General features: G+C 67.4%; 16 protein-coding genes and 3 tRNA genes. 9 read left to right on the plus strand and 10 right to left on the minus strand.

What is annotated here, in order from left to right; genetic code table 11:
- Positions 1-149: 149 nt before the first annotated feature.
- On the plus strand, positions 150-524 hold the full coding sequence (locus BLU38_RS24020) for a DoxX family protein (protein WP_091528212.1): 375 nt from the start codon (positions 150-152) through the stop codon (positions 522-524).
- 33 nt (positions 525-557) lie between these two features.
- A complete protein-coding gene (locus BLU38_RS24025) occupies positions 558-989 on the plus strand; it encodes an ester cyclase (protein WP_091528215.1) in 432 nt (143 codons plus the stop codon).
- Between the two features lie 13 nt (positions 990-1,002).
- On the opposite strand, the gene BLU38_RS24030 is transcribed toward BLU38_RS24025, so the two are convergent.
- The 3 genes from BLU38_RS24030 to BLU38_RS24040 are packed head-to-tail and all read right to left on the minus strand — an operon-like array spanning position 1,003 to position 3,728.
- Positions 1,003-1,725, minus strand: coding sequence for an ABC transporter permease (locus BLU38_RS24030; RefSeq protein ID WP_091533047.1), 723 nt, complete (start codon positions 1,723-1,725; stop codon positions 1,003-1,005).
- A gap of 40 nt (positions 1,726-1,765) precedes the next feature.
- Complete coding sequence (locus BLU38_RS24035; protein WP_091528217.1) at positions 1,766-3,220, minus strand: purine-cytosine permease family protein; 1,455 nt, start codon at positions 3,218-3,220, stop codon at positions 1,766-1,768.
- A gap of 58 nt (positions 3,221-3,278) precedes the next feature.
- Positions 3,279-3,728 (minus strand): thiol-disulfide oxidoreductase DCC family protein, encoded by a 450-nt coding sequence (locus BLU38_RS24040; RefSeq protein ID WP_197679835.1) that lies wholly within the window; start codon positions 3,726-3,728, stop codon positions 3,279-3,281.
- A 169-nt stretch (positions 3,729-3,897) separates the two neighbouring features.
- On the opposite strand from BLU38_RS24040, the gene BLU38_RS24045 reads away from it, so the two are divergent.
- The 4 genes from BLU38_RS24045 (at position 3,898) to BLU38_RS24060 (ending at position 8,500) form a co-directional block, all read left to right on the plus strand.
- Positions 3,898-5,007, plus strand: a complete 1,110-nt coding sequence (locus BLU38_RS24045; RefSeq protein ID WP_157683672.1) for a glycosyltransferase family 2 protein — start codon at positions 3,898-3,900, stop codon at positions 5,005-5,007.
- A 277-nt stretch (positions 5,008-5,284) separates the two neighbouring features.
- A complete protein-coding gene (locus BLU38_RS24050; protein ID WP_091528226.1) occupies positions 5,285-5,521 on the plus strand; it encodes a hypothetical protein in 237 nt (78 codons plus the stop codon).
- Between the two features lie 42 nt (positions 5,522-5,563).
- Positions 5,564-7,486, plus strand: coding sequence for a DNA primase (dnaG, locus tag BLU38_RS24055; RefSeq protein WP_091528228.1), 1,923 nt, complete (start codon positions 5,564-5,566; stop codon positions 7,484-7,486).
- A 117-nt stretch (positions 7,487-7,603) separates the two neighbouring features.
- Positions 7,604-8,500, plus strand: a complete 897-nt coding sequence (locus BLU38_RS24060) for a sigma-70 family RNA polymerase sigma factor (RefSeq protein WP_157683673.1) — start codon at positions 7,604-7,606, stop codon at positions 8,498-8,500.
- A gap of 71 nt (positions 8,501-8,571) precedes the next feature.
- Here BLU38_RS24060 and BLU38_RS24065 read toward each other — a convergent pair.
- The 4 genes from BLU38_RS24065 to BLU38_RS24080 all read right to left on the minus strand — a co-directional run bounded on the left by BLU38_RS24065 (position 8,572) and on the right by BLU38_RS24080 (position 10,997).
- Positions 8,572-8,644, minus strand: a tRNA-Glu gene (locus BLU38_RS24065).
- 56 nt (positions 8,645-8,700) lie between these two features.
- A tRNA-Asn gene (locus BLU38_RS24070) sits at positions 8,701-8,773 on the minus strand.
- 93 nt (positions 8,774-8,866) lie between these two features.
- The gene (locus tag BLU38_RS24075; protein WP_157683674.1) at positions 8,867-9,481 is read right to left on the minus strand and encodes a hypothetical protein; all 615 of its coding nucleotides are present in this window, start codon (positions 9,479-9,481) and stop codon (positions 8,867-8,869) included.
- Between the two features lie 13 nt (positions 9,482-9,494).
- A complete protein-coding gene (locus BLU38_RS24080; protein WP_091533049.1) occupies positions 9,495-10,997 on the minus strand; it encodes an alpha,alpha-trehalose-phosphate synthase (UDP-forming) in 1,503 nt (500 codons plus the stop codon).
- A 157-nt stretch (positions 10,998-11,154) separates the two neighbouring features.
- Between BLU38_RS24080 and otsB the strand changes: the two genes are divergently transcribed.
- Positions 11,155-12,120, plus strand: coding sequence for a trehalose-phosphatase (gene otsB, locus BLU38_RS24085; RefSeq protein WP_231920012.1), 966 nt, complete (start codon positions 11,155-11,157; stop codon positions 12,118-12,120).
- A gap of 8 nt (positions 12,121-12,128) precedes the next feature.
- Here the strand turns inward: otsB and BLU38_RS31470 are convergent, their stop codons facing one another.
- Positions 12,129-13,346: a class I SAM-dependent methyltransferase gene (locus BLU38_RS31470; RefSeq protein ID WP_197679836.1), complete on the minus strand. Its 1,218-nt coding sequence runs from the start codon at positions 13,344-13,346 to the stop codon at positions 12,129-12,131.
- A 145-nt stretch (positions 13,347-13,491) separates the two neighbouring features.
- Positions 13,492-14,472, minus strand: a complete 981-nt coding sequence (locus tag BLU38_RS24095; RefSeq protein ID WP_091528242.1) for a zinc-binding dehydrogenase — start codon at positions 14,470-14,472, stop codon at positions 13,492-13,494.
- 191 nt (positions 14,473-14,663) lie between these two features.
- Here BLU38_RS24095 and BLU38_RS31475 point away from each other — a divergent pair, with 191 nt between their 5' ends.
- Positions 14,664-15,638, plus strand: coding sequence for a GNAT family N-acetyltransferase (locus BLU38_RS31475; protein ID WP_197679837.1), 975 nt, complete (start codon positions 14,664-14,666; stop codon positions 15,636-15,638).
- A gap of 52 nt (positions 15,639-15,690) precedes the next feature.
- Here BLU38_RS31475 and BLU38_RS24110 read toward each other — a convergent pair whose 3' ends face one another.
- Positions 15,691-16,779: an aldo/keto reductase gene (locus BLU38_RS24110; protein ID WP_231920013.1), complete on the minus strand. Its 1,089-nt coding sequence runs from the start codon at positions 16,777-16,779 to the stop codon at positions 15,691-15,693.
- Positions 16,780-16,906: 127 nt separating this feature from the next.
- Here BLU38_RS24110 and BLU38_RS24115 point away from each other — a divergent pair.
- Positions 16,907-16,980 (plus strand) — tRNA-Ile (locus tag BLU38_RS24115).
- The last annotated feature ends 429 nt before the right edge of the window (positions 16,981-17,409 follow it).

Genomic DNA, 17,409 nt, shown 5'->3' on the forward strand with positions numbered 1-17,409 from the left:
CAGCACACAGATCGTGGATGTCCCGCGGAGCTCGTGCGGCGTCGCGTCCTGACACTGGTAGTCCCGCCGTCGTCATATCCGGTGTACGGCATCACGTCGAAGGGGAGCGCGGAAATGCAGCGGGACACGATCATGGTCGGTGCGATCGCATGAGCATCGGCCTGTGGATCATCGCATCGGTCCTGTCACTGGGATTCATCAGCTCCGGTGCGGTCAAGATCATCCGGAGCCGGGAACAGGTCGTCGGGCTCGGATTCGGCTGGGCCGAGCACTACTCGCGGCCGGCCGTCAAGCTGATCGGCATCGCAGAGGTCGCCGGGGCCGTCGGCCTGGTCGTGCCACCGCTGGCGGGGATCGTTCCAGTACTGTCGCCGATCGCAGCCACTTGCTTGGCACTGCTGATGGCCGGCGCCGTGATCGTCCACCTCCGTCGTCGCGAGGGCCGCAAGCTCGCCGTCCCGGTCGCCCTTCTGCTGCTGGCCTCCGTCGTGGCCGTCGGCCGATTCGCTTGGTGCCCGTTCTGAGTCGCGCTCAGCCCACCCTTGAAAGGACGTCCCATGAACACGACAACCCGATCGACCAATCAGGCCACCTACCAACGGCTGTACGACGCCATCGGCAGCCGCGACCTCGGACAGATTGCCCGAACCGTCGACGAACTGTTCCATCCGGATGCCGTGTTCCACGGTGGCCCGCCCGACGCGGAGTCGGCCGGGGCCGCCGTGAAGACAGCCTGGACCATGCTGCTCAAAGCCTTCCCCGACATCAGCGTCACGGTCGAGGACACCATCGCCGAGGCAGACAAGGTCGTCTTCCGCAACACGGTCACCGGAACCCACCGGGGCGACTACCGCGGCCTGCCGGCGACCGGAAAGAAGATCAACTACAGCGAGATGTTCATCATCCGCTTCGCCGACGGCAAGGTCGCCGAAGGTTGGGGCATCGTCGACCTGTACTCCCAGTTACAGCAACTCGGCGTCCGGAGTTGATCAACGACAAACGTCACGGCTGCAACGCCGTGATCAGATCCTTCGGCAGTAGTCTGCCGGACCTGATGAACAGGTGCGCCACGACAACGGTGATTGTCTGGGCCGACAGCAGACCGAACAGCACCAGCAGTTGGGCCGCGCCCGCCTGGACCGGTGATCCACCGCCGAGCAACACCCCGATGAACGCACCCGGCAGGGTGACCAGACCGACGGTCCGGGTCTGGTCCTGACCGGGGACCAACGCCTCGGGAAGTCGCCGGCGGATCACCTCGGAGATCGACTCGGCCCGCGTCAGCCCGATGCTCAGCCCGGCCTCGTAGCTGCCGTGTTCCTCCCGCAGCGCGGCGAACACCCGGCGCCCGGCCAGCGTGGTGGCCGTCATCGTGCCGCCGATGATGATGCCGGCGACCGGCACCAGTGACGGACCGTTGAACGGAACGGCCCGGGACGCGAAGATCACCGCCAGCGTCGGCAGCAGGCCCACCAGCATCGAGATCGCCACCCACGGCCAGCATCGACCGGCCCCGATCCGGCGGGACGAGGTGAACACCGCGACCGAGTACATGAAGAGCGCGAACACGGCCGACCAGACCAGATGGCTGAGCGCTGCGGTGATGATCAGCGAGACCACGGCCAACTGCAGGACAGCGCGGCCGGCAGCCAGTCCGATCGCCTTCTGCTGCCGGAGCCGGCCGATCAGCGAGGCCGTGATCGCCAGGGCGACCAGGACCACCAGCGCGATGATCAGACCCGGCCCGGGGTGGGCTAGCACCGGCTCACGCCGCCGGCGACTCTTGCCGCCGGACGGCGGCTCGACCGAAGATCAGATAACCGACGAACCCGATCACCAGTGCCGCCAACACCCCAAGATTGGCGAACGCCCAATCGCCGGTCCGGCCACCGAACGGGCCGAGCAGATAACCCTGCCAGCCGAGCCATGGGGCGTAGCTGTTGATGACCAGACCCCAGCCGATCGCGGTGCCGATGATCATCAGCACGATTCCGAGGAAGCCGATATCCCCGTAGCGGCCGTTCCTGTCCTGCAGGGCTGCGGCGTCGTAGTCACGGCGGCGCAGTGCGATGTCGGCCACCATCACTCCGGCCCAGGCCGCGATCGGCACTCCGAGGGTGATCAGGAATCCCTGGAACGGGCCGAGGAAATCACCGGCGAAGAAGACGATGTAGATCGAGCCGGCGATCATGATCACCCCGTCGACGGCCGCGGCCAGCCAACGGGGGACCGGCAGCCCGGCGCTGAGTAGCGCCAGACCGGAGGAGTAGATGTCCAGCACCGCGCCGCCGACCAGCCCGAGCACCGCGACGATGGCGAACGGCACCAGGAACCAGGTCGGCAGCAATGTCGTCAGCGCGCCGACGGGATCGGCGGCCACCGCATCATCCAGTTGCTTGGACGAACCGGCCAGCAGCACACCGAACACCAACAACAACACCGGCGCCAGCGCCGCACCGAGGGTGGTCCAGCCGACCACCCCGGAGCTACTGACCCGGCGCGGCAGATACCGGGAGTAGTCGGCGGCCATATTGGCCCAGCTCAACCCGAAGGCCGTCATCATGAAGATCAGGGCACCGACCATCGCCGACGGGCCGCCCCAGGGCAGCGCCAGCAACGCAGAGCCGTCGATGTGACCGAGCACCAGGATCGCGTACACGACGGTCAGCACGCCGGTGATCACGGTGATGATCACCTGGAGCCGCATGATCAGCGAGAAGCCGATGATCCCACTGCCGACGATCAGGGCGGCCACCACGACCAGTGAAACGATCTTGGTCGTGGTGCCGGCATTCCACCCCAACTCACCGAACACGGTGCTGGTGGCGAGCACGGCCAACGAGACCAACGATGTCTCCCAACCGACGGTGATCATCCAGGACACGACAGCCGGGACCCGGCTGCCGCGGACACCGAACGCGGGCCGCGCCAACACCATGGTGGGTGCCGATCCGCGCTTACCGACAAGGGAGATCACGCCACACAGGGCAAAGCTCAGCACGGTCCCGATCACGCCGACGATGATCGCCTGTACGGCCGACAGGCCGAACCCCAGCACGAACGATCCGTAGCTGATCCCGAGCACCGAGACGTTGGCGGCGAACCAGGGCCAGAACAGGCTGCGTGGGGTGCCGTGCCGTTCCTCCTCGGCAATGGTGTTCAGGCCGTTTTGTTCCACGGCCAATGCGCGGCGTTCTTGGTCGCCGGCAGCAGTGTTCATGGGGTGAGATTAATCCTTGGCGACGCTTCTGCGTGCGGACACGGCCGGGTGAGCCGGCTCAGCGGTCGGAATCCGGTTGCGGTGGGGGGAGCGCACAGGCGGGCGTCCCGCCCGGCAGCCGCCGCCGGTTCCTCGACACCCATTGATAGACCCGTCGGGCGATCGGCCGGATCGGTCGGCTCGCGATCAGCCGGCCGACCACCGCGTACGGCATCCCGGCATACTGCAGCCACGCGGCGAATGCCGGAGCGCCACCGGGGAGCTGGGCTGGGACGTCGCCGGCCGCGACCCAGATCATCTCGTGCCGGGTGCGCTCCTCGGTCAGACCGAAGGAATCCAGATCCAGGAACTGATACGGCACCCGGCGCGCGTCGGGACGGTCCCGGCGGTGCAGCCGGTCACCCAGCCAATTGGTGCTGCTGGTGCAGAACGCGCAGTCACCATCGATGATCACCCACGGCTCGGTGCGACGTCCGGCGCCGATCATCGGTCGACCTGAAAGGTCCATGTCCTCATAGTGCCACGCCTGAGCGCCGTAGGACCTTGGTCCCGAATTGTCGGGAATCGCCGCAATATCGAATGTTTTGCTTGCGGACTCAACTACTCTTCTGAGTGACCCTGCTGGGTCGAGGATGAGTTTCTCGGGGGAGAACATGTCTATCACCACCTCAGGTGGAGTGCGCCCAAAAGCGGACGCACCACCGGCGGTCGCCGAACCGCCCACAACGGTCGTCGTCGCACTGATTCCGGCGCACGACGAAGCAGCAGTGATCAACGCCGCGATCAGCAGTCTCGGTCGCCAGCACCGTCGGCCCGACCGGATCGTCGTCGTCGCGGACAACTGCACCGACAACACGCCGGCTCTGGCGTCGGCAGCCGGTGCCGAGGTCATCGTCACCGTTGACAACAAGTACAAGAAGGCCGGTGCGCTGAATCAGGCGCTGGAGGCGTTGATGCCCGGCCTGACCGACGCCGACTCGGTGTTGATCATGGACGCCGATACCACGATCGCTGCGGAATTCGTGGACACCGCACTCCTGACCTTGGCCGCCGACGATCGCGCCGGCGGAGTGAGCAGTGTCTTCATCGGTCGCAACTCCGACACCATGATCGGACAGTTGCAGCGGATGGAATATCACCGCTACCAGCGCGAGATCAGACGGCGGAACAACCAGGCATTCGTGATTAGCGGGACGGCTTCACTGTTCCGGGTCGGGGCTCTGCGCGAGGTGCGGTCGGCTCGCGACGGTAAAAGACTTCCGATCGGCGACGGCTACTACGACGTCTATTCGCTGACCGAGGACAACGAGCTCACCTTTGCGCTCAGGACCCTGGATCATTCCTGTCCCGCGCCCGGTGTCACCAGCGTCACCGACGTGATGGAGCGGCCGCTCGATCTCTACCGGCAGCGGCACCGCTGGTTCCTCGGTGCGCTGCGCAACCTCCGGCACTACGGGCTGCGGCTGCCGCTGCATCTGCGCTGGGTCTACTGGGCGCAGCAGATCGGGCTGGTGCTGTCGGTGCTGTCGGCGGCGCTGATGATCACGATGCTGACTCTTACGCTCGTCCTCCAGCTCGGGTGGTCGCTGACCCCGATCTGGCTGGTGCCGACCGCCATCCTGCTGATCGAGCGGGTGGTGACGGTCTGGACGATGGGGTGGCGGCAGCGGCTGATCGCCGCATCGCTGCTACCGGAGATGGCTTACTCGATCTTCCTGATCGTCACGTTCTCCGTTGCCTGCAAGGATTTCCTGCTCGGCCGCCGCGGTAGCTGGTACGCCACCTGAGTCAGGACCCTCCTTTCCCGCCCAACATCTGCGCGATCCGAGTCGAGCGCCGGGCGTCCTGAGCCTGTCGCAGGACCGCTCACCGTCTCGTCGGCCCTTGGGTGTTTCGCGACCTCGGACCTCTCGGTAGAGAGCTCTGTCATCAGGCGTCCTCGAGTGAGGACGTCATCGTCAGCCGACGCCACCCACTCCGTGTGGCGCCTGTTCATCGACGCCGCGTCAGCCGATGCAGCGTCTCCATCAACGATCTCGGGGGAGATCCATCATGTGCATGCCCATGCGTCAATCCACGTCCGGTGCCACCTGCACCAGCGCCGCCCTGGCCGCGACCGGTGCCTCGGCCGGCGTCGTCCACATCCTCTGGCTGGCCGTCGCGCTGATGATCCTCGGCGGCTGCGTCCTGACTGCGGCCAAGCTGGCTCCGCGGGTCGCCGTCGAACCGGTCCGTCGTCCCGACGGTCACTACCGGTTGCGGCTGACCTGGAACGGGCGGCCGGTCGGGCGTCGAGACTGAGCCTCGATCCGCCGATCTGTCGCCGAGCACTACACTCACCTCGTGGCCGGCCGGATTAACGATGAGGACATCGCGTCGGTCCGCGAGCGTGCGCGGATCGAGGACATCGTCGGCTCCTACGTGAATCTGCGCAACGCCGGCGGTGGCTCGATGAAGGGGCTCTGCCCGTTCCACGACGAGTCGACGCCGAGTTTCAACGTCACGCCGGCGCGCGGACTCTGGTACTGCTTCGGCGCCTGCAGCGAGGGCGGCGACGTGATCGCCTTCATGCAGAAGATCGAAAATCTGACCTTCACCGAGGCGGTCCAGAAGCTCGCCGACCGGGTCGGGATCCAGCTCCGGATCAGCGACGACGGCGGTCCACGGCTGCCGGCCGGGCTGCGGGTCAGGCTGATGGAAGCGCACAAGGAGGCGGCAGAGTTCTTCGCCCTCCAGCTGAGCACCCCGGACGCGTTGACCGCCCGCCAGTTCCTGGCCGAACGGGGATTCGACCGGGCGGCGGCCGAGGAATTCGGCGTCGGCTATGCGCCGCGCGGCGGACGACGGCTGGGGCAACACCTGAAGGCCCGTGGCTTCGACGAGGAGGAGCTGATCAGCGGCGGCCTGCTCCGCCGCGGCGGCTACGACTTCTTCTCCGGCCGGTTGCTCTGGCCGATCCGGGATGCCGGCAAGTCGGTGGTGGGTTTCGGCGCGCGCCGGATCTTCGACGACGACCGGTTGCCCGCCAAATACATCAACACCCCGGAAACGCCGCTGTACAAGAAGTCGCACGTGCTTTACGGACTGGACCTGGCACGAACCGAGATCGGCAAGCGCAGCCAGGCGGTGGTGGTGGAGGGCTACACCGACGTGATGGCCGCCCATCTGTCCGGTGTCAAGACCGCGGTCGCCTCCTGCGGTACGGCGTTCGGCGCCGACCACGCCAAGATCCTGCAGCGCCTGATGGGCGATCAGGGTGGCGAGGTGATCTTCACCTTCGACGGTGACGCCGCCGGGCAGAACGCCGCGCTGAAGGTGTTCTCGCTGGACTCCACCTTCCATGCGCCGACCTACGTCGCCATCGAACCGACCGGACTGGACCCCTGCGACCTCCGGCTGCAACACGGTGAGGCGGCGGTCCGGGAACTGGTCGGACGCCGGCAGCCGCTGTATCGGTTCGTGATGAGCAACATCCTGACCAAACACGATCTGGACCGGGCCGATGCCCGGGTCGACGCCCTGCGTGAAGCCGCGCCGCTGGTGGCCAGCATCCGGGACGCCAGCAAGGTCGGGGAGTACGCCCGAGAGCTGGCCGGGATGCTCGGGATGGACATCGACGCCGTACGGCAGGAGGTCAACAAGGCGGCCTCCCGATCCTCGCGGCGGCCCGCCGGCCAGGACCACGACAGGTCGTCTCGTGGTCATGATCCGCAGCAGAGCGGCGCAGGTCCCGACGGAGGGGCCGCTCATCCAGCGGCGGCACCGTCGGCGGCCGACGTGCTGCCTGACCCGCACGACCGGCTGCTGGCGACCGAGCGGGAGACCGCGAAGTTGATCATCCAGGTGCCGACGCTGTGTGCCGAGGAGCTGCCGCAGCTGACCACGGCCGACTTCACCCATCCGGCCTATGCCGCGGTGCTGCGGCACGCCCAGAAGGCGGCGGCGAATGTTCCCGGCGGCGATCCGTACGCCGATTGGGCCCGCCGGGTCGCCACCGCCGAGGACAACCCGTGGGTGAACTCGCTGGTCGTCGCGCTCGCCGTCGAACCGCTGGTCACCGAGACCCCGACCCGGGCGTATGCGACGGCGTACGTGTCGAAGCTTCGGCTGTTGACCGTCAGCCGACAGATCGCCCAGATCAAGTCCCGGCTGCAGCGCACCAACCCGGTCGAGGACCCGACCACCTACAACAAGACATTCTCCGAACTGGTGGTGCTGGAGGCGCAGCGCAAGCAACTGCAGAATCGCAGTCTCGGTCTGGGCTGAACATCCGATCCCGTCCCGGGCTCGGACAACACCCCGCCACGACGGCCAACAGGGTCCGGCGGACCGACAACACCGATGGCTGGCAGGTCGTGACCCCGGTCGGCGACGCTGTTGATCATGACAGTTGTCGGGGGAAGCCGGATCAGCCGCCGGGTCGGCGGTGAGATCGGACTGGTACTGCCGCGGTCGTTGCTGACCGCGGCGGAGGAGGCCGAGTTGGCCGCCCAGATGGAGGCCGGCGTGTTGGCCGCGGATGCCCGGGCGACTGGTGCCGGCGTGGCGAGCACCGCAGAGTTGATCATGCTGGAGTGGCTCGGGCAACGCGCCGTGCAGCGGTTCGTCGAGTCGAACCTGCGGCTGGTCGCGATGGTGTCACGCAAGGAATCGCTGCGCAGCGGGCTGGCCGAGGGCGACCTGTTCCAGGAAGGCTGCCTGGGGCTGCTGGAGGGGATCCGACGATTCGATCATCGTCGTGGCCTGCGGTTCGCGACCTACGCGCTGTACTGGATCCGCGCCTACATCGGCGCCCTGACCGCCAACCGGGCCGGTGAGCTGAATCTGCCGTCCGGACGGGCTGAGGAGGCACGGGCGATCCGCGGTGAGCAGGGGATGCTCAGTCAGGAGCTCGGCCGGGAAGCCTCGGCAGCGGAGCTGGCCGCCTGGCTGGGACGCAAGCGCAGTGAGGTCTCGATGCTGCTCGCGTTCGGTGCTGACCGTCGGGTCGATCTCAACGATTCCGAGGTTCCCGACGTCCCGGACGCGCAGGCCGAGGCCGACTTCGAAGGCGTCCTGCGCTGGCGGATCCCTGGCCGCGATCTGCTCTGCGGCCTGGCCGAGACCGACCGACAGGTGATCGAGCTGCGCTACGGCTTCGTCGACGGCGTGGAGCACAGTCTCAGTGACATCGCCCGGCGGCTCGGCCTGCCACGGAGCCGGGTGCGGCGCCATCAGCAGCAGGCGCTGGAGGAGCTGCGGGCCAGCTGCCCGCAACAGGCGATAGCGCATCTGCGCTGACCTGACCGGAGGACCGGCCGAGGACAGCAAAGTGCCCGGCCAGAGCTTGCTCTGACCGGGCATTCAGCCGGTGACCCCAGCGGGATTTGAACCCGCGTTACCGCCGTGAGAGGGCGATGTCCTAGGCCGCTAGACGATGGGGCCGTGCAACTTCTGCGACGTCGATCCCGGTCTGGGAACGAGCTCCGGGAGGAGCTGCGCTCCCCGGACTGGACTCGAACCAGTAACCTGCCGGTTAACAGCCGGCTGCTCTGCCAATTGAGCTACCGAGGATCGTGCCGCATCAGGCGCGGAAAGGAACATTAGCAGGCCTGCCGCGTCGGAGCGAAATCGAGCGATCCGGACACGCTCGGCACGGCTGCGCGGTCAGCCGTTCGGGTCGTATTCGGCACGCATCCTGAGCAGTGATTCGGCCGCCAGTTCCCTGATCCCGGGGCTGTCCCAGGAGATGCCGCGAGGCACCGAGACATGCCAGTGGATGGGCGCGTTGCGGCGGCCGAGATCCCGGCGTCCGCTGACGATCACCCCGGGCGTCCGGTGCTGTCGGCCCGGGGCCGGTTCGTCGTCGCCGAGGCCGATGAACTGCTCGACGGCGATCGAGGTGTTGACCCGATCCCGGAACACCATCGGCAGCCGCCCGGGATGCTGCAACGCAACAGCGCCGTCCAGCCCGTCGTGCCGGTCCGGCCCGCCCTGCCCGTCCTGGTCGGCGTACAGGGTCCAGCGCAGCGTCGTGGTGTCGGCGTCGAAGCCGCCGCGCTCGATCTGATGCCAGCCGATGTGCCGCCAGACCAGCCGGTCCGGGTCGCCGCTGCTGACCGACAGCACACCCACGGAGCCGATCACGAACCGGCCGTCGGTGGAGTTCGCCCAGGCCAGCAGCGATCCCGCGCTCAGATCGGCGTCGCGGGTCGCGTCGAGCCAGCTCCGGTGGACGGCCCGGTCCAGCCCTTTCCGAGGGCCCAGGATGCCCATGATCATCGATCGCTCCCGATCAGCGGGTCCGGGTGCAACTGCCCAGATCGTCCAGGAAGTTGGTTGCCCACCGGTCGATGTCGTGCTCGAACACCTGCCGACGCAGGATCCGCATCCGTCGGGACTTGTTACGCACCGAATCGGTGGCGGCTTCCAGCATCCGTTCCTTCATCTGGTTGATGTCGTAGGGATTGATCATGTACGACTGCCGCAACTCCCGGGCAGCGCCGGCGAATTCGCTGAGCACCAGCGCGCCGTCGTCGGCCTGTCGACAGGCGATGTACTCCTTGGCGACCAGGTTCATCCCGTCCCGCAGCGGAGTCACCACCATCACGTCGGCAGCACGATAGAGGGCTGCCATCTCCTCGCGCGGGTAGAAGGTGTGCAGATAGTTGATCGCCGGCCGTCCGAGCCGGCCGATCTCACCGTTGATCCGGCCGACCAGGCGTTCGATGTCGTCCCGCAGCCGGATGTACTCCTCGACCCGTTCCCGGGACGGATTGGCGACCTGCACGAAGACGGCGTCGTCGGCGTCCAGCAGCCCGTCGCTGATCAGCTCGGCGAAGGCGCGTAGTCGTTGGAAGATGCCCTTGGTGTAGTCGAGCCGGTCGACGCCGAGGAAGAGGTAGGTCGGGTCGCCGACGTCATGCCGGATCTGCTCGGCCCGCTCGGCGGTCTCGGGGAGCCGAGCCTGGTCGAAGAAGTCCTGGGTGTTGATCGAGATCGGATAGGCCCTTGCCATCACCCGTCGCCCTTCCGGCAGTTCGATGGTGCCGCGCTGCGTTGGGTAGTGGCCGATCTGCCGGACCAGCCGGCTGAAGTTCTGCGCACCGCCGGTGACTTGGAAGCCGACCAGGTCAGCGCCCAGCAGGCCGTCGAGGATCTCTCGCCGCCAGGGCAGCTGCTGGAACAACTCGGTCGGCGGGAACGGGATGTGCAGGAAGAAGCCGATCCGCAGGTCGGGTCGCCGCTCCCGCAGCATCTGCGGCACCAGCTGCAGTTGGTAGTCCTGTACCCAGACGACGGCGCCCTTCTCGGCGACCTCGGCGGCGCGATCGGCGAACCGGCGATTGACCCTGACGTAGGTGTCCCACCACTCACGATGGAACTCCGGGTGGGCGACCACGTCGTGGTAGAGCGGCCAGAGGGTTCCGTTGGAGAAACCCTCGTAGTAGTCGCGGACCTCGGCGGCGCTGAGCGGGACCGGGACGATCTCCAGACCGTCGTGGGTGAACGGCGCGACGTCCTCGTCGGGGGAGCCGACCCAGCCGACCCAAGCGCCGTCTCGGGACTTCATCACCGGCTCCAGGGCTGACACCAGGCCGCCCGGGGAGGTGCGCCAGTCGGTGCTGCCGTCGGGCTCGGTCACTCGGTCCACGGGAAGCCGGTTGGCCACCACGACGAACGAGGCGCTGCCGACGAAGTCGCCGTCCCCGTTTGATGTATCTGGATCGTGCGATGTATCGGGATCGGCTTCGGTGTGGTGGTGGCCGACGTCGGCAGGTGCGCCATCGATTGACATGTTGCTGCTCCGCGGGGCGGGGCCCATGTGTCGCCTCCCAGGTTCGTCCGATTCCGACCCTACCGCGAGCCCGGACGCGGCCGACGGCCAGGATGGCCGAATCGATCGCCGGTGGGTGCTGCGGTCCCGACCGGGCCTGATACGTCAGACTAGGCAGGTGCCTGATCAGTACCCGAGCGGCCGACCCTCAAGCGACACGTTGTCCAACGGCCGGTCACCGGCCGGTCCGGACAGCGCGGAGTCGGCCGGCACCGACACCTCCATCACCGACGCTGCGATCACCGGTGATGCGGCCATCACCGACGCTGGGGCGGAGGCGCTACGAGCGATCCTCGCCGATCCCGAGGGTGCGGTGATCGGGTTGGACTTCGACGGCACGATCGCCCCGATCGTGCACGATCCGGAGCAAGCTGTCGCCGATCCGGCCGCGGTTGCCGCGCTCGCCCGACTGGGCCATCGGGTGCGGTCGATCGTCGTGATCACCGGGCGTCCGGCCCGCACCGCCGTACGACTGGGGCATTTTGCCGACCAGGCCGGGTTGAGCGGGATGACGGTGCTCGGACAGTACGGCGTCGAGCGCTGGGACGCCGCCGACGGCTCCTACTCCGGTCATCCCGAACCGCCGGAGATCGCCGAGGTCGAGAGCGCACTGCCGGCACTGCTGGACGAGCTCGGACTGACCGGGGCACGGATCGAGCACAAGGGACGGGCCATCGGGGTGCACACCCGGGAGTTGGCCGACCCGGCAGCGGCGTTCACCGCGCTGCTGCCACCACTCAGCGAGCTCGCGACCGCTCACGGCCTGCGACTCGAACCTGGCAAGTTCGTCCTGGAGATCCGGGCTGCGGGTAGTGACAAAGGCGATGCGCTGCGTGAATTCGCCGCCGAGGTCAAGGCACGTTCCCTGGTCTTCATCGGGGACGATCTCGGCGACCTGCCCGCCTTCGACGCCGTCCGGGACCTGCGGGATCGCGGCACCCCCGGGCTGTTGGTCTGCTCGGCGTCCACCGAGCAGGACGTGCTCGCCGACCGCTCCGATCTGATCGCCGCCGGCCCTTCGGGGGTCGCGGCCTGGCTGACCGATCTGGCCGACGCCATCGAAAGCGCGAAGGCCCCGGCCTGAACTCGGAGTCAGTGCCGTCGATTGAGGGTCCAGGCGCTCGGCTGGTCGTCGGGGCGGCCACGCGCAGGCCGTGAGGTTTCGCCGTCGACCGGGTAGCCGGTGCGGCGCAGCACGTTGACTGCCGACAGGTCCGGGTCGCCGCTGTAGCTGTTGAGGAGCAGTCGGCCATCGGGTGCGACCACGTTGTCCAGCAGGTGTTTGATCAACTCCCGATGCCGGCGTTGGTGGACGATGTCGGTGAGGACGGCAACGACATCGAATCGCATCCGGTCCGGATGCTGCCAGGTGAGGGCATCGCCGATCCAGATCCGCTGCTGCCACTGCGGTAGTCGCCGTCGGGCCAGGTCGACCAGCGCGGCCGAATGATCAACACCGTACGGCTCGACGAGGTGCCCGCGCTCTGCCGACCAGGCGACAACACTCTCCATCAGCAGGCCGTTGGCGCAGCCGATGTCGAGAAAACTGACGTCGGCCTCGATCACGTCGCAGATCTGTTCCCGTGCTGCTCGCCAGTCCGCCGGAGAACCACCGAACCCGGAGCCGCCTTCGACGGTCCCGGACCGCAGATAGGAAGCGTCCAGCAATCGACGCGAGTCGGCTGCCAGCTCGGCGTCGGTGATCGTTCGCCGGTGTTCATCAGCCAACTCGACCCAGTCGGCCAGCGCACCGTCGCCCTGGGCGCGGAGCAGGGAGCCGGCTCGGTCGGCGGGGCCGTGCCAGAGCGGCACCGTGGCATGCGGACGGTCTCCGGTATAGGGGTAGCCATCCACCCAGAACAGGGCATGCCGCCGATCGTCGGAGATCGCCACCACGTGGGTGCCCTGACGCCGAAATCCCAACTCCTGCAGGGGAATCCGGAGTCCGGCGTCCAGCAGCGGATCTTCCCCGCTGTACACCGCGCCGCGTGCAATGCGATGGCCGTCCGATTCGTCGGCCATGATCAACTGGCCATCGGCAGAGAAGCAGCAGATGGTGACCCGATCGATCCGGCGCCAGTCCACCGCGGCGTACGTCGTCGGGGTCATCGTCTCCAGGTCACGGACCAAACGCGGCCAGGACGGATAGCCGTGTTCGCGCGCGATCGCGAGTTGGGCGTCGGCCAGGCGATGCTCCGCGCCTGCTGGGCCGATGCGGTCGAGGGCGTCCCGGTCACCGTCACGGGCCGACGTGAGCAGGCGTTTTGCGTCGCGCCGAAGCTGTCCGAGCGCGGGTCGCTGGTCGTTCATGATCTCCTCCATGCGCGCTCGAGGTCCGCAACACGAGCTGGAAGTGATCTTGATCAATCAGTGATGACGCTGAGGTGGACGATCGTCCTTCCCGCGGACCCGGTGGCACCCTCGATGCCGCCGCCACTCTATCCGAGGTAGCGAATCATCGCGAGGGTGAGTGCGCGTCGGCGGTCACGATCACCTTGCCGGCGAGTCCGGGATGCTGCAACGCCGTGGCTGCCCGCTCGATCCGCTCGAGGTCATGGAAGGAGTCGATCGGCACCTCGATTCCACCCCACGCCTCGACCAGCGAAGGATCGGCGGTCACCGCGTCGACCAGCGCGGCGAGCTCGTCCAGGGGGCGGTCGCGGAACGTGGTGCCGATGATCGACAGTCGCCGGGCGGCGAGCAACTCGAGGTCGATCGATGCCCGATCCCCGCCGAGCCGGCCGATCTGCACAATCCGAGCGCCGCGCCGGCACTGTGCCACCGACGATCCGAGGATCTGCCCGCCGACATGATCAAGAACGACGTCGTACGAGCCGTCCTGTGCTGCGGTAGGCAGGCGGTCTCCGATGATCACGGTGTCGGCGCCGAGCCGGCGGAGCTCGGCGACCTTCGCCGCCGAGCGGGTCGTGGTGGACACCGATGCTGCACCGAGGATGCGTGCCAGCTGGATGCCGATCCGTCCGACCGCAGAGCTGCCGCCGGTGATCAGCACGTCCGCGCCGGCGACGTTCCCGGCCTGACCGAAGGCGTCGTACTCCGTCAGCAACCCGCTGGGCAGCCCACCGGCGGCCCGCGTATCCACGCCGCGCAGCGGCAACAGCAACGCTGCAGGTACGGCGACCAGCTCGGCCGCCGCGCCACCGACCTGGGCCATCACCCGATCGCCGACGCCGACACCGGACACCCGGTCGCCGACCGCGTCGACGACGCCGGCCAGCTCGAAACCGACTCGTTGGGTCGACACCCGCCAACTGGCATCGGTGGGGGAGTAGCGGCCGTCCCGCATCAGCAGATCGGCGTGGTTCAGACCGATCGACACGGTGCGGATCAGGACGTCGTCGGGTGCCGGTTCCGGTGGATCGACACTGCACACGGTCCAGCCGCGAGTGGTCGGATCAAGGTAGGCAGCTCGCATCTCCTCGATCCTGCCAGAGGCGATCAGCTCGATCCTGCTGGATGCCGTAGGCTGTGCAGCCGCAGGGCCGACAGCAACGAGGGAGCAAGGGGGTGGTCACGGTGAGGAGAGAGTTTCCCGCGGTGGCTGCCACGCTGATCGTTCTTCGGCCCTGAATCGTGGCGGCTCCGCTCGACGAGTGGAGAACCTGCATGAGCGATGATCATGAAAGCAGCGGTATCGAGTTGCTGCTGATCGGCGGCCGGTCCGGGGTCGGCAAGTCGACGGTGGGCGCGGAGATCTCGGCCCAGCTCGAACAAGCCGCCGTCCGGCACGCCTACATCGAGGGCGACGTGATGGACTGGTGCTATCCGAAGCGGCAGGACCTCTTCGAGAAGAACCTGTCCGACCTGACACGCAACTACCTGTCGTTCGGGTATCGGCGATTCGTCTACACCAACACGGCATCGGTCAAGGTCGCCGACGAGATCGCCGGTCTGATGCCTGCGCCGGCTCGGACGATCGGTGCGCTGCTGACCTGTGAGGACGACACGGCGGCTGCCCGGTTGCGGAGCCGGGAGGTGGGCAGCGAACTCGACGTGCACCTGCGGCGGACCGGCATCGTCGCCCGCGAGTTCAAGGCGCTGCGGCTGCCGGACTGGGCGATCGAGGTGTCGACCGATGGTCGGGGCGGTCGTCGACATCGCACGCCAGGTGATCACCTGGGCCGGCTGGTGGCCCGTCGCGGGATGACCAGCTCTGCGACAATCGAAGGAATGGGCTTCGAGGTCATCCCGCATCGGTTGCGCGCTATCGAGCCGGCGGCGATCCGCCGACTGTACGAGGCGGAGGGCTGGTGGCCGGAGCGCTCCGAGTCGGCGATCGGCCGGGTGCTGGCCAACGGTCCGGCGGTCGGTGGTTGGGACGGTGATCAACTCGTCGGCTTCGCCCGTGCGGTCAGCGATGGTGAGTTCCGGGCCTACGTCGAGGATGTGGTCGTTGCGCCGTCACACCGGGGTGCTGGCGTCGGCGCGGCGCTGATGGACGGCTTGCAAGCAGAGCTGGCCGGCATCGACGTCGTCAGTCTCTTCTGTCACGGCGAGCTGCCGGCCTTCTACGAACGCTTCGGCTACCGCTTCACGCGACAGCGGGTCGGCCACCGACCCGATGATCAACAAGGGCCCTGAGCCTGTCGAAGGATCTTCGACAGGCTCAGGGCCCTTCGACAATCTTCTTGGTTCAGCTGGGCCGCTTCGGGCCGTGCAACACCATGTCGGCAGCGTTGAAGCGATCGCCGACGCAGGCGGCCTGATGCCAGTGCGGGTAGATGATGTCCGGCGCACTCACCACGTCGAGGGCGTCCACCTCGTCCTGGGTGAGCTTGAGATCGGCCGCACCGAGGTTGTCGATCAGCTGCTCCTCCTTGCGGGCACCGATCACCAGCGTGGTGACGCCGGTCTTGGCGTGCAGGTAGGCCAGCGCGATCTGCGCCGGGGAGGCCGAATGCCCGTCGGCGATCTTGATCAACACGTCGATGGTGTCCCACAGCTTGTCCGGGTTGCGGACCGGCGGCTCGCTCCAGTCGGTGATCTGCCGACCTTCGCTGGGCTGGGCATCGCGGCGGTACTTGCCGGTCAGCAGACCACCGGCCAGCGGCGCCCAGGCCATCACACCCAGACCTTGATCAACCGACAGCGGGATCAGCTCGTACTCGGCGTCGCGTGCTTCGGCGGAGTAGTAGATCTGATTGCTGACGAACCGGTTCCAGTTGTGCGCGTCCGACGTGGCCAGCGCCTTCATCAACTGCCAGCCGGCGAAATTGGAGACGCCGAGGTAGCGGACCTTGCCGGACTTGACCAGGTTGTCCAGGGTCTCCAGGTATTCCTCCATCGGCGTCAGCCCGTCCCACTCGTGGACGTGGTAGATGTCGACGTGGTCGGTGCCGAGCCGGGTCAGGCTGGCCTCGATCTGCTCCAGGATGTGGTTGCGCGAGAGCCCGGCGTCGTTCGGGCCGTCGGCCATCGGGAACCGGACCTTGGTCGAGATCAGCACCTGATCCCGACGGCCCTGGATCGCCTTGCCGACCAGCGTCTCCGACGCGCCGATGCTGTACATGTTGGCGGTGTCGATCAGATTGACACCGGCGTCCAGCGCGATGTCGACCTGACGACGGACACCGGCCTCGTCGACATGTCCCAGCGAGGACGCCAGCGCGGTGGTGCCGAACGTCATCGTGCCGAGGGTCAGCGTCGACACCCGAAGTCCGGATCGTCCGAGCTGTCGGTATTCCATCTGTAATCTCCGATCATGATCTTGGGCTCGTCGCACCAACCTAATGCCGCGAGCGCATCGCCGCGACCGAACCACCCGAACGTGTCGACCGAGGTGGCACCGCAAACCCTAGTCGGGCGCCGCCGGCATTAGACTCACCCCGGTCCGAGCGCCGGACACAGCCGGGGCGGTAGCTCAGCCGGTCAGAGCAGGGGACTCATAATCCCTGGGTCGTGGGTTCGAGCCCCACCCGCCCCACGATCGCTTGGCACGCAGTCCGGGGCAGCACGAGGCGCCGCTGTGGCCCGCCGACCGATGACCTCGGTCCGATGATCATGGACCAGTGGATGCCCTCCGCCCGAGGGGGCGACCGGAGTCTCCGTTCGGCCGGGTTTCTCCCCCGAACATCTGCGGTCCGACATTGCCGCCACCGGTCCTTGAGCACTGATCCTTCTGCCGGACCGATTCGGGCCTGGTCCAGCCGTCCGGGTGCCTCCGCGACGATGCGAAGCCCCGGCGGCGAAGGGCGTGCCGGCGGCGTTGCGAAGGGCTGTCCACCGGACCGTCAAAATGTCCGAAACCGGAAATGTCCTTTTTAGGACACAGAGCAAAAACGGTGCTAGCGTTCTGCCAGGAAGTGCAGGAACCCGCGGATGACCGAGAGGAATCTGCGGACCTGAGAGAACT

The organism is Microlunatus soli, assembly GCF_900105385.1.
Lineage (GTDB): Bacteria > Actinomycetota > Actinomycetes > Propionibacteriales > Propionibacteriaceae > Microlunatus > Microlunatus soli.

Excerpts from the sequence above, each read along its gene's own strand:
- BLU38_RS24020 (WP_091528212.1), top strand. The coding sequence starts at position 150 with ATGAGCATCGGCCTGTGGATCATCGCATCGGTCCTGTCACTGGGATTC.
- BLU38_RS24025 (WP_091528215.1), top strand. The coding sequence starts at position 558 with ATGAACACGACAACCCGATCGACCAATCAGGCCACCTACCAACGGCTG.
- BLU38_RS24035 (WP_091528217.1), bottom strand. The coding sequence starts at position 3,220 with ATGAACACTGCTGCCGGCGACCAAGAACGCCGCGCATTGGCCGTGGAA.
- BLU38_RS24040 (WP_197679835.1), bottom strand. The coding sequence starts at position 3,728 with ATGGACCTTTCAGGTCGACCGATGATCGGCGCCGGACGTCGCACCGAG.
- BLU38_RS24050 (WP_091528226.1), top strand. The coding sequence starts at position 5,285 with ATGCGTCAATCCACGTCCGGTGCCACCTGCACCAGCGCCGCCCTGGCC.
- BLU38_RS24060 (WP_157683673.1), top strand. The coding sequence starts at position 7,604 with ATGACAGTTGTCGGGGGAAGCCGGATCAGCCGCCGGGTCGGCGGTGAG.
- BLU38_RS24075 (WP_157683674.1), bottom strand. The coding sequence starts at position 9,481 with ATGATCATGGGCATCCTGGGCCCTCGGAAAGGGCTGGACCGGGCCGTC.
- BLU38_RS24080 (WP_091533049.1), bottom strand. The coding sequence starts at position 10,997 with ATGTCAATCGATGGCGCACCTGCCGACGTCGGCCACCACCACACCGAA.
- BLU38_RS31470 (WP_197679836.1), bottom strand. The coding sequence starts at position 13,346 with ATGAACGACCAGCGACCCGCGCTCGGACAGCTTCGGCGCGACGCAAAA.
- BLU38_RS24095 (WP_091528242.1), bottom strand. The coding sequence starts at position 14,472 with ATGCGAGCTGCCTACCTTGATCCGACCACTCGCGGCTGGACCGTGTGC.
- BLU38_RS31475 (WP_197679837.1), top strand. The coding sequence starts at position 14,664 with ATGAGCGATGATCATGAAAGCAGCGGTATCGAGTTGCTGCTGATCGGC.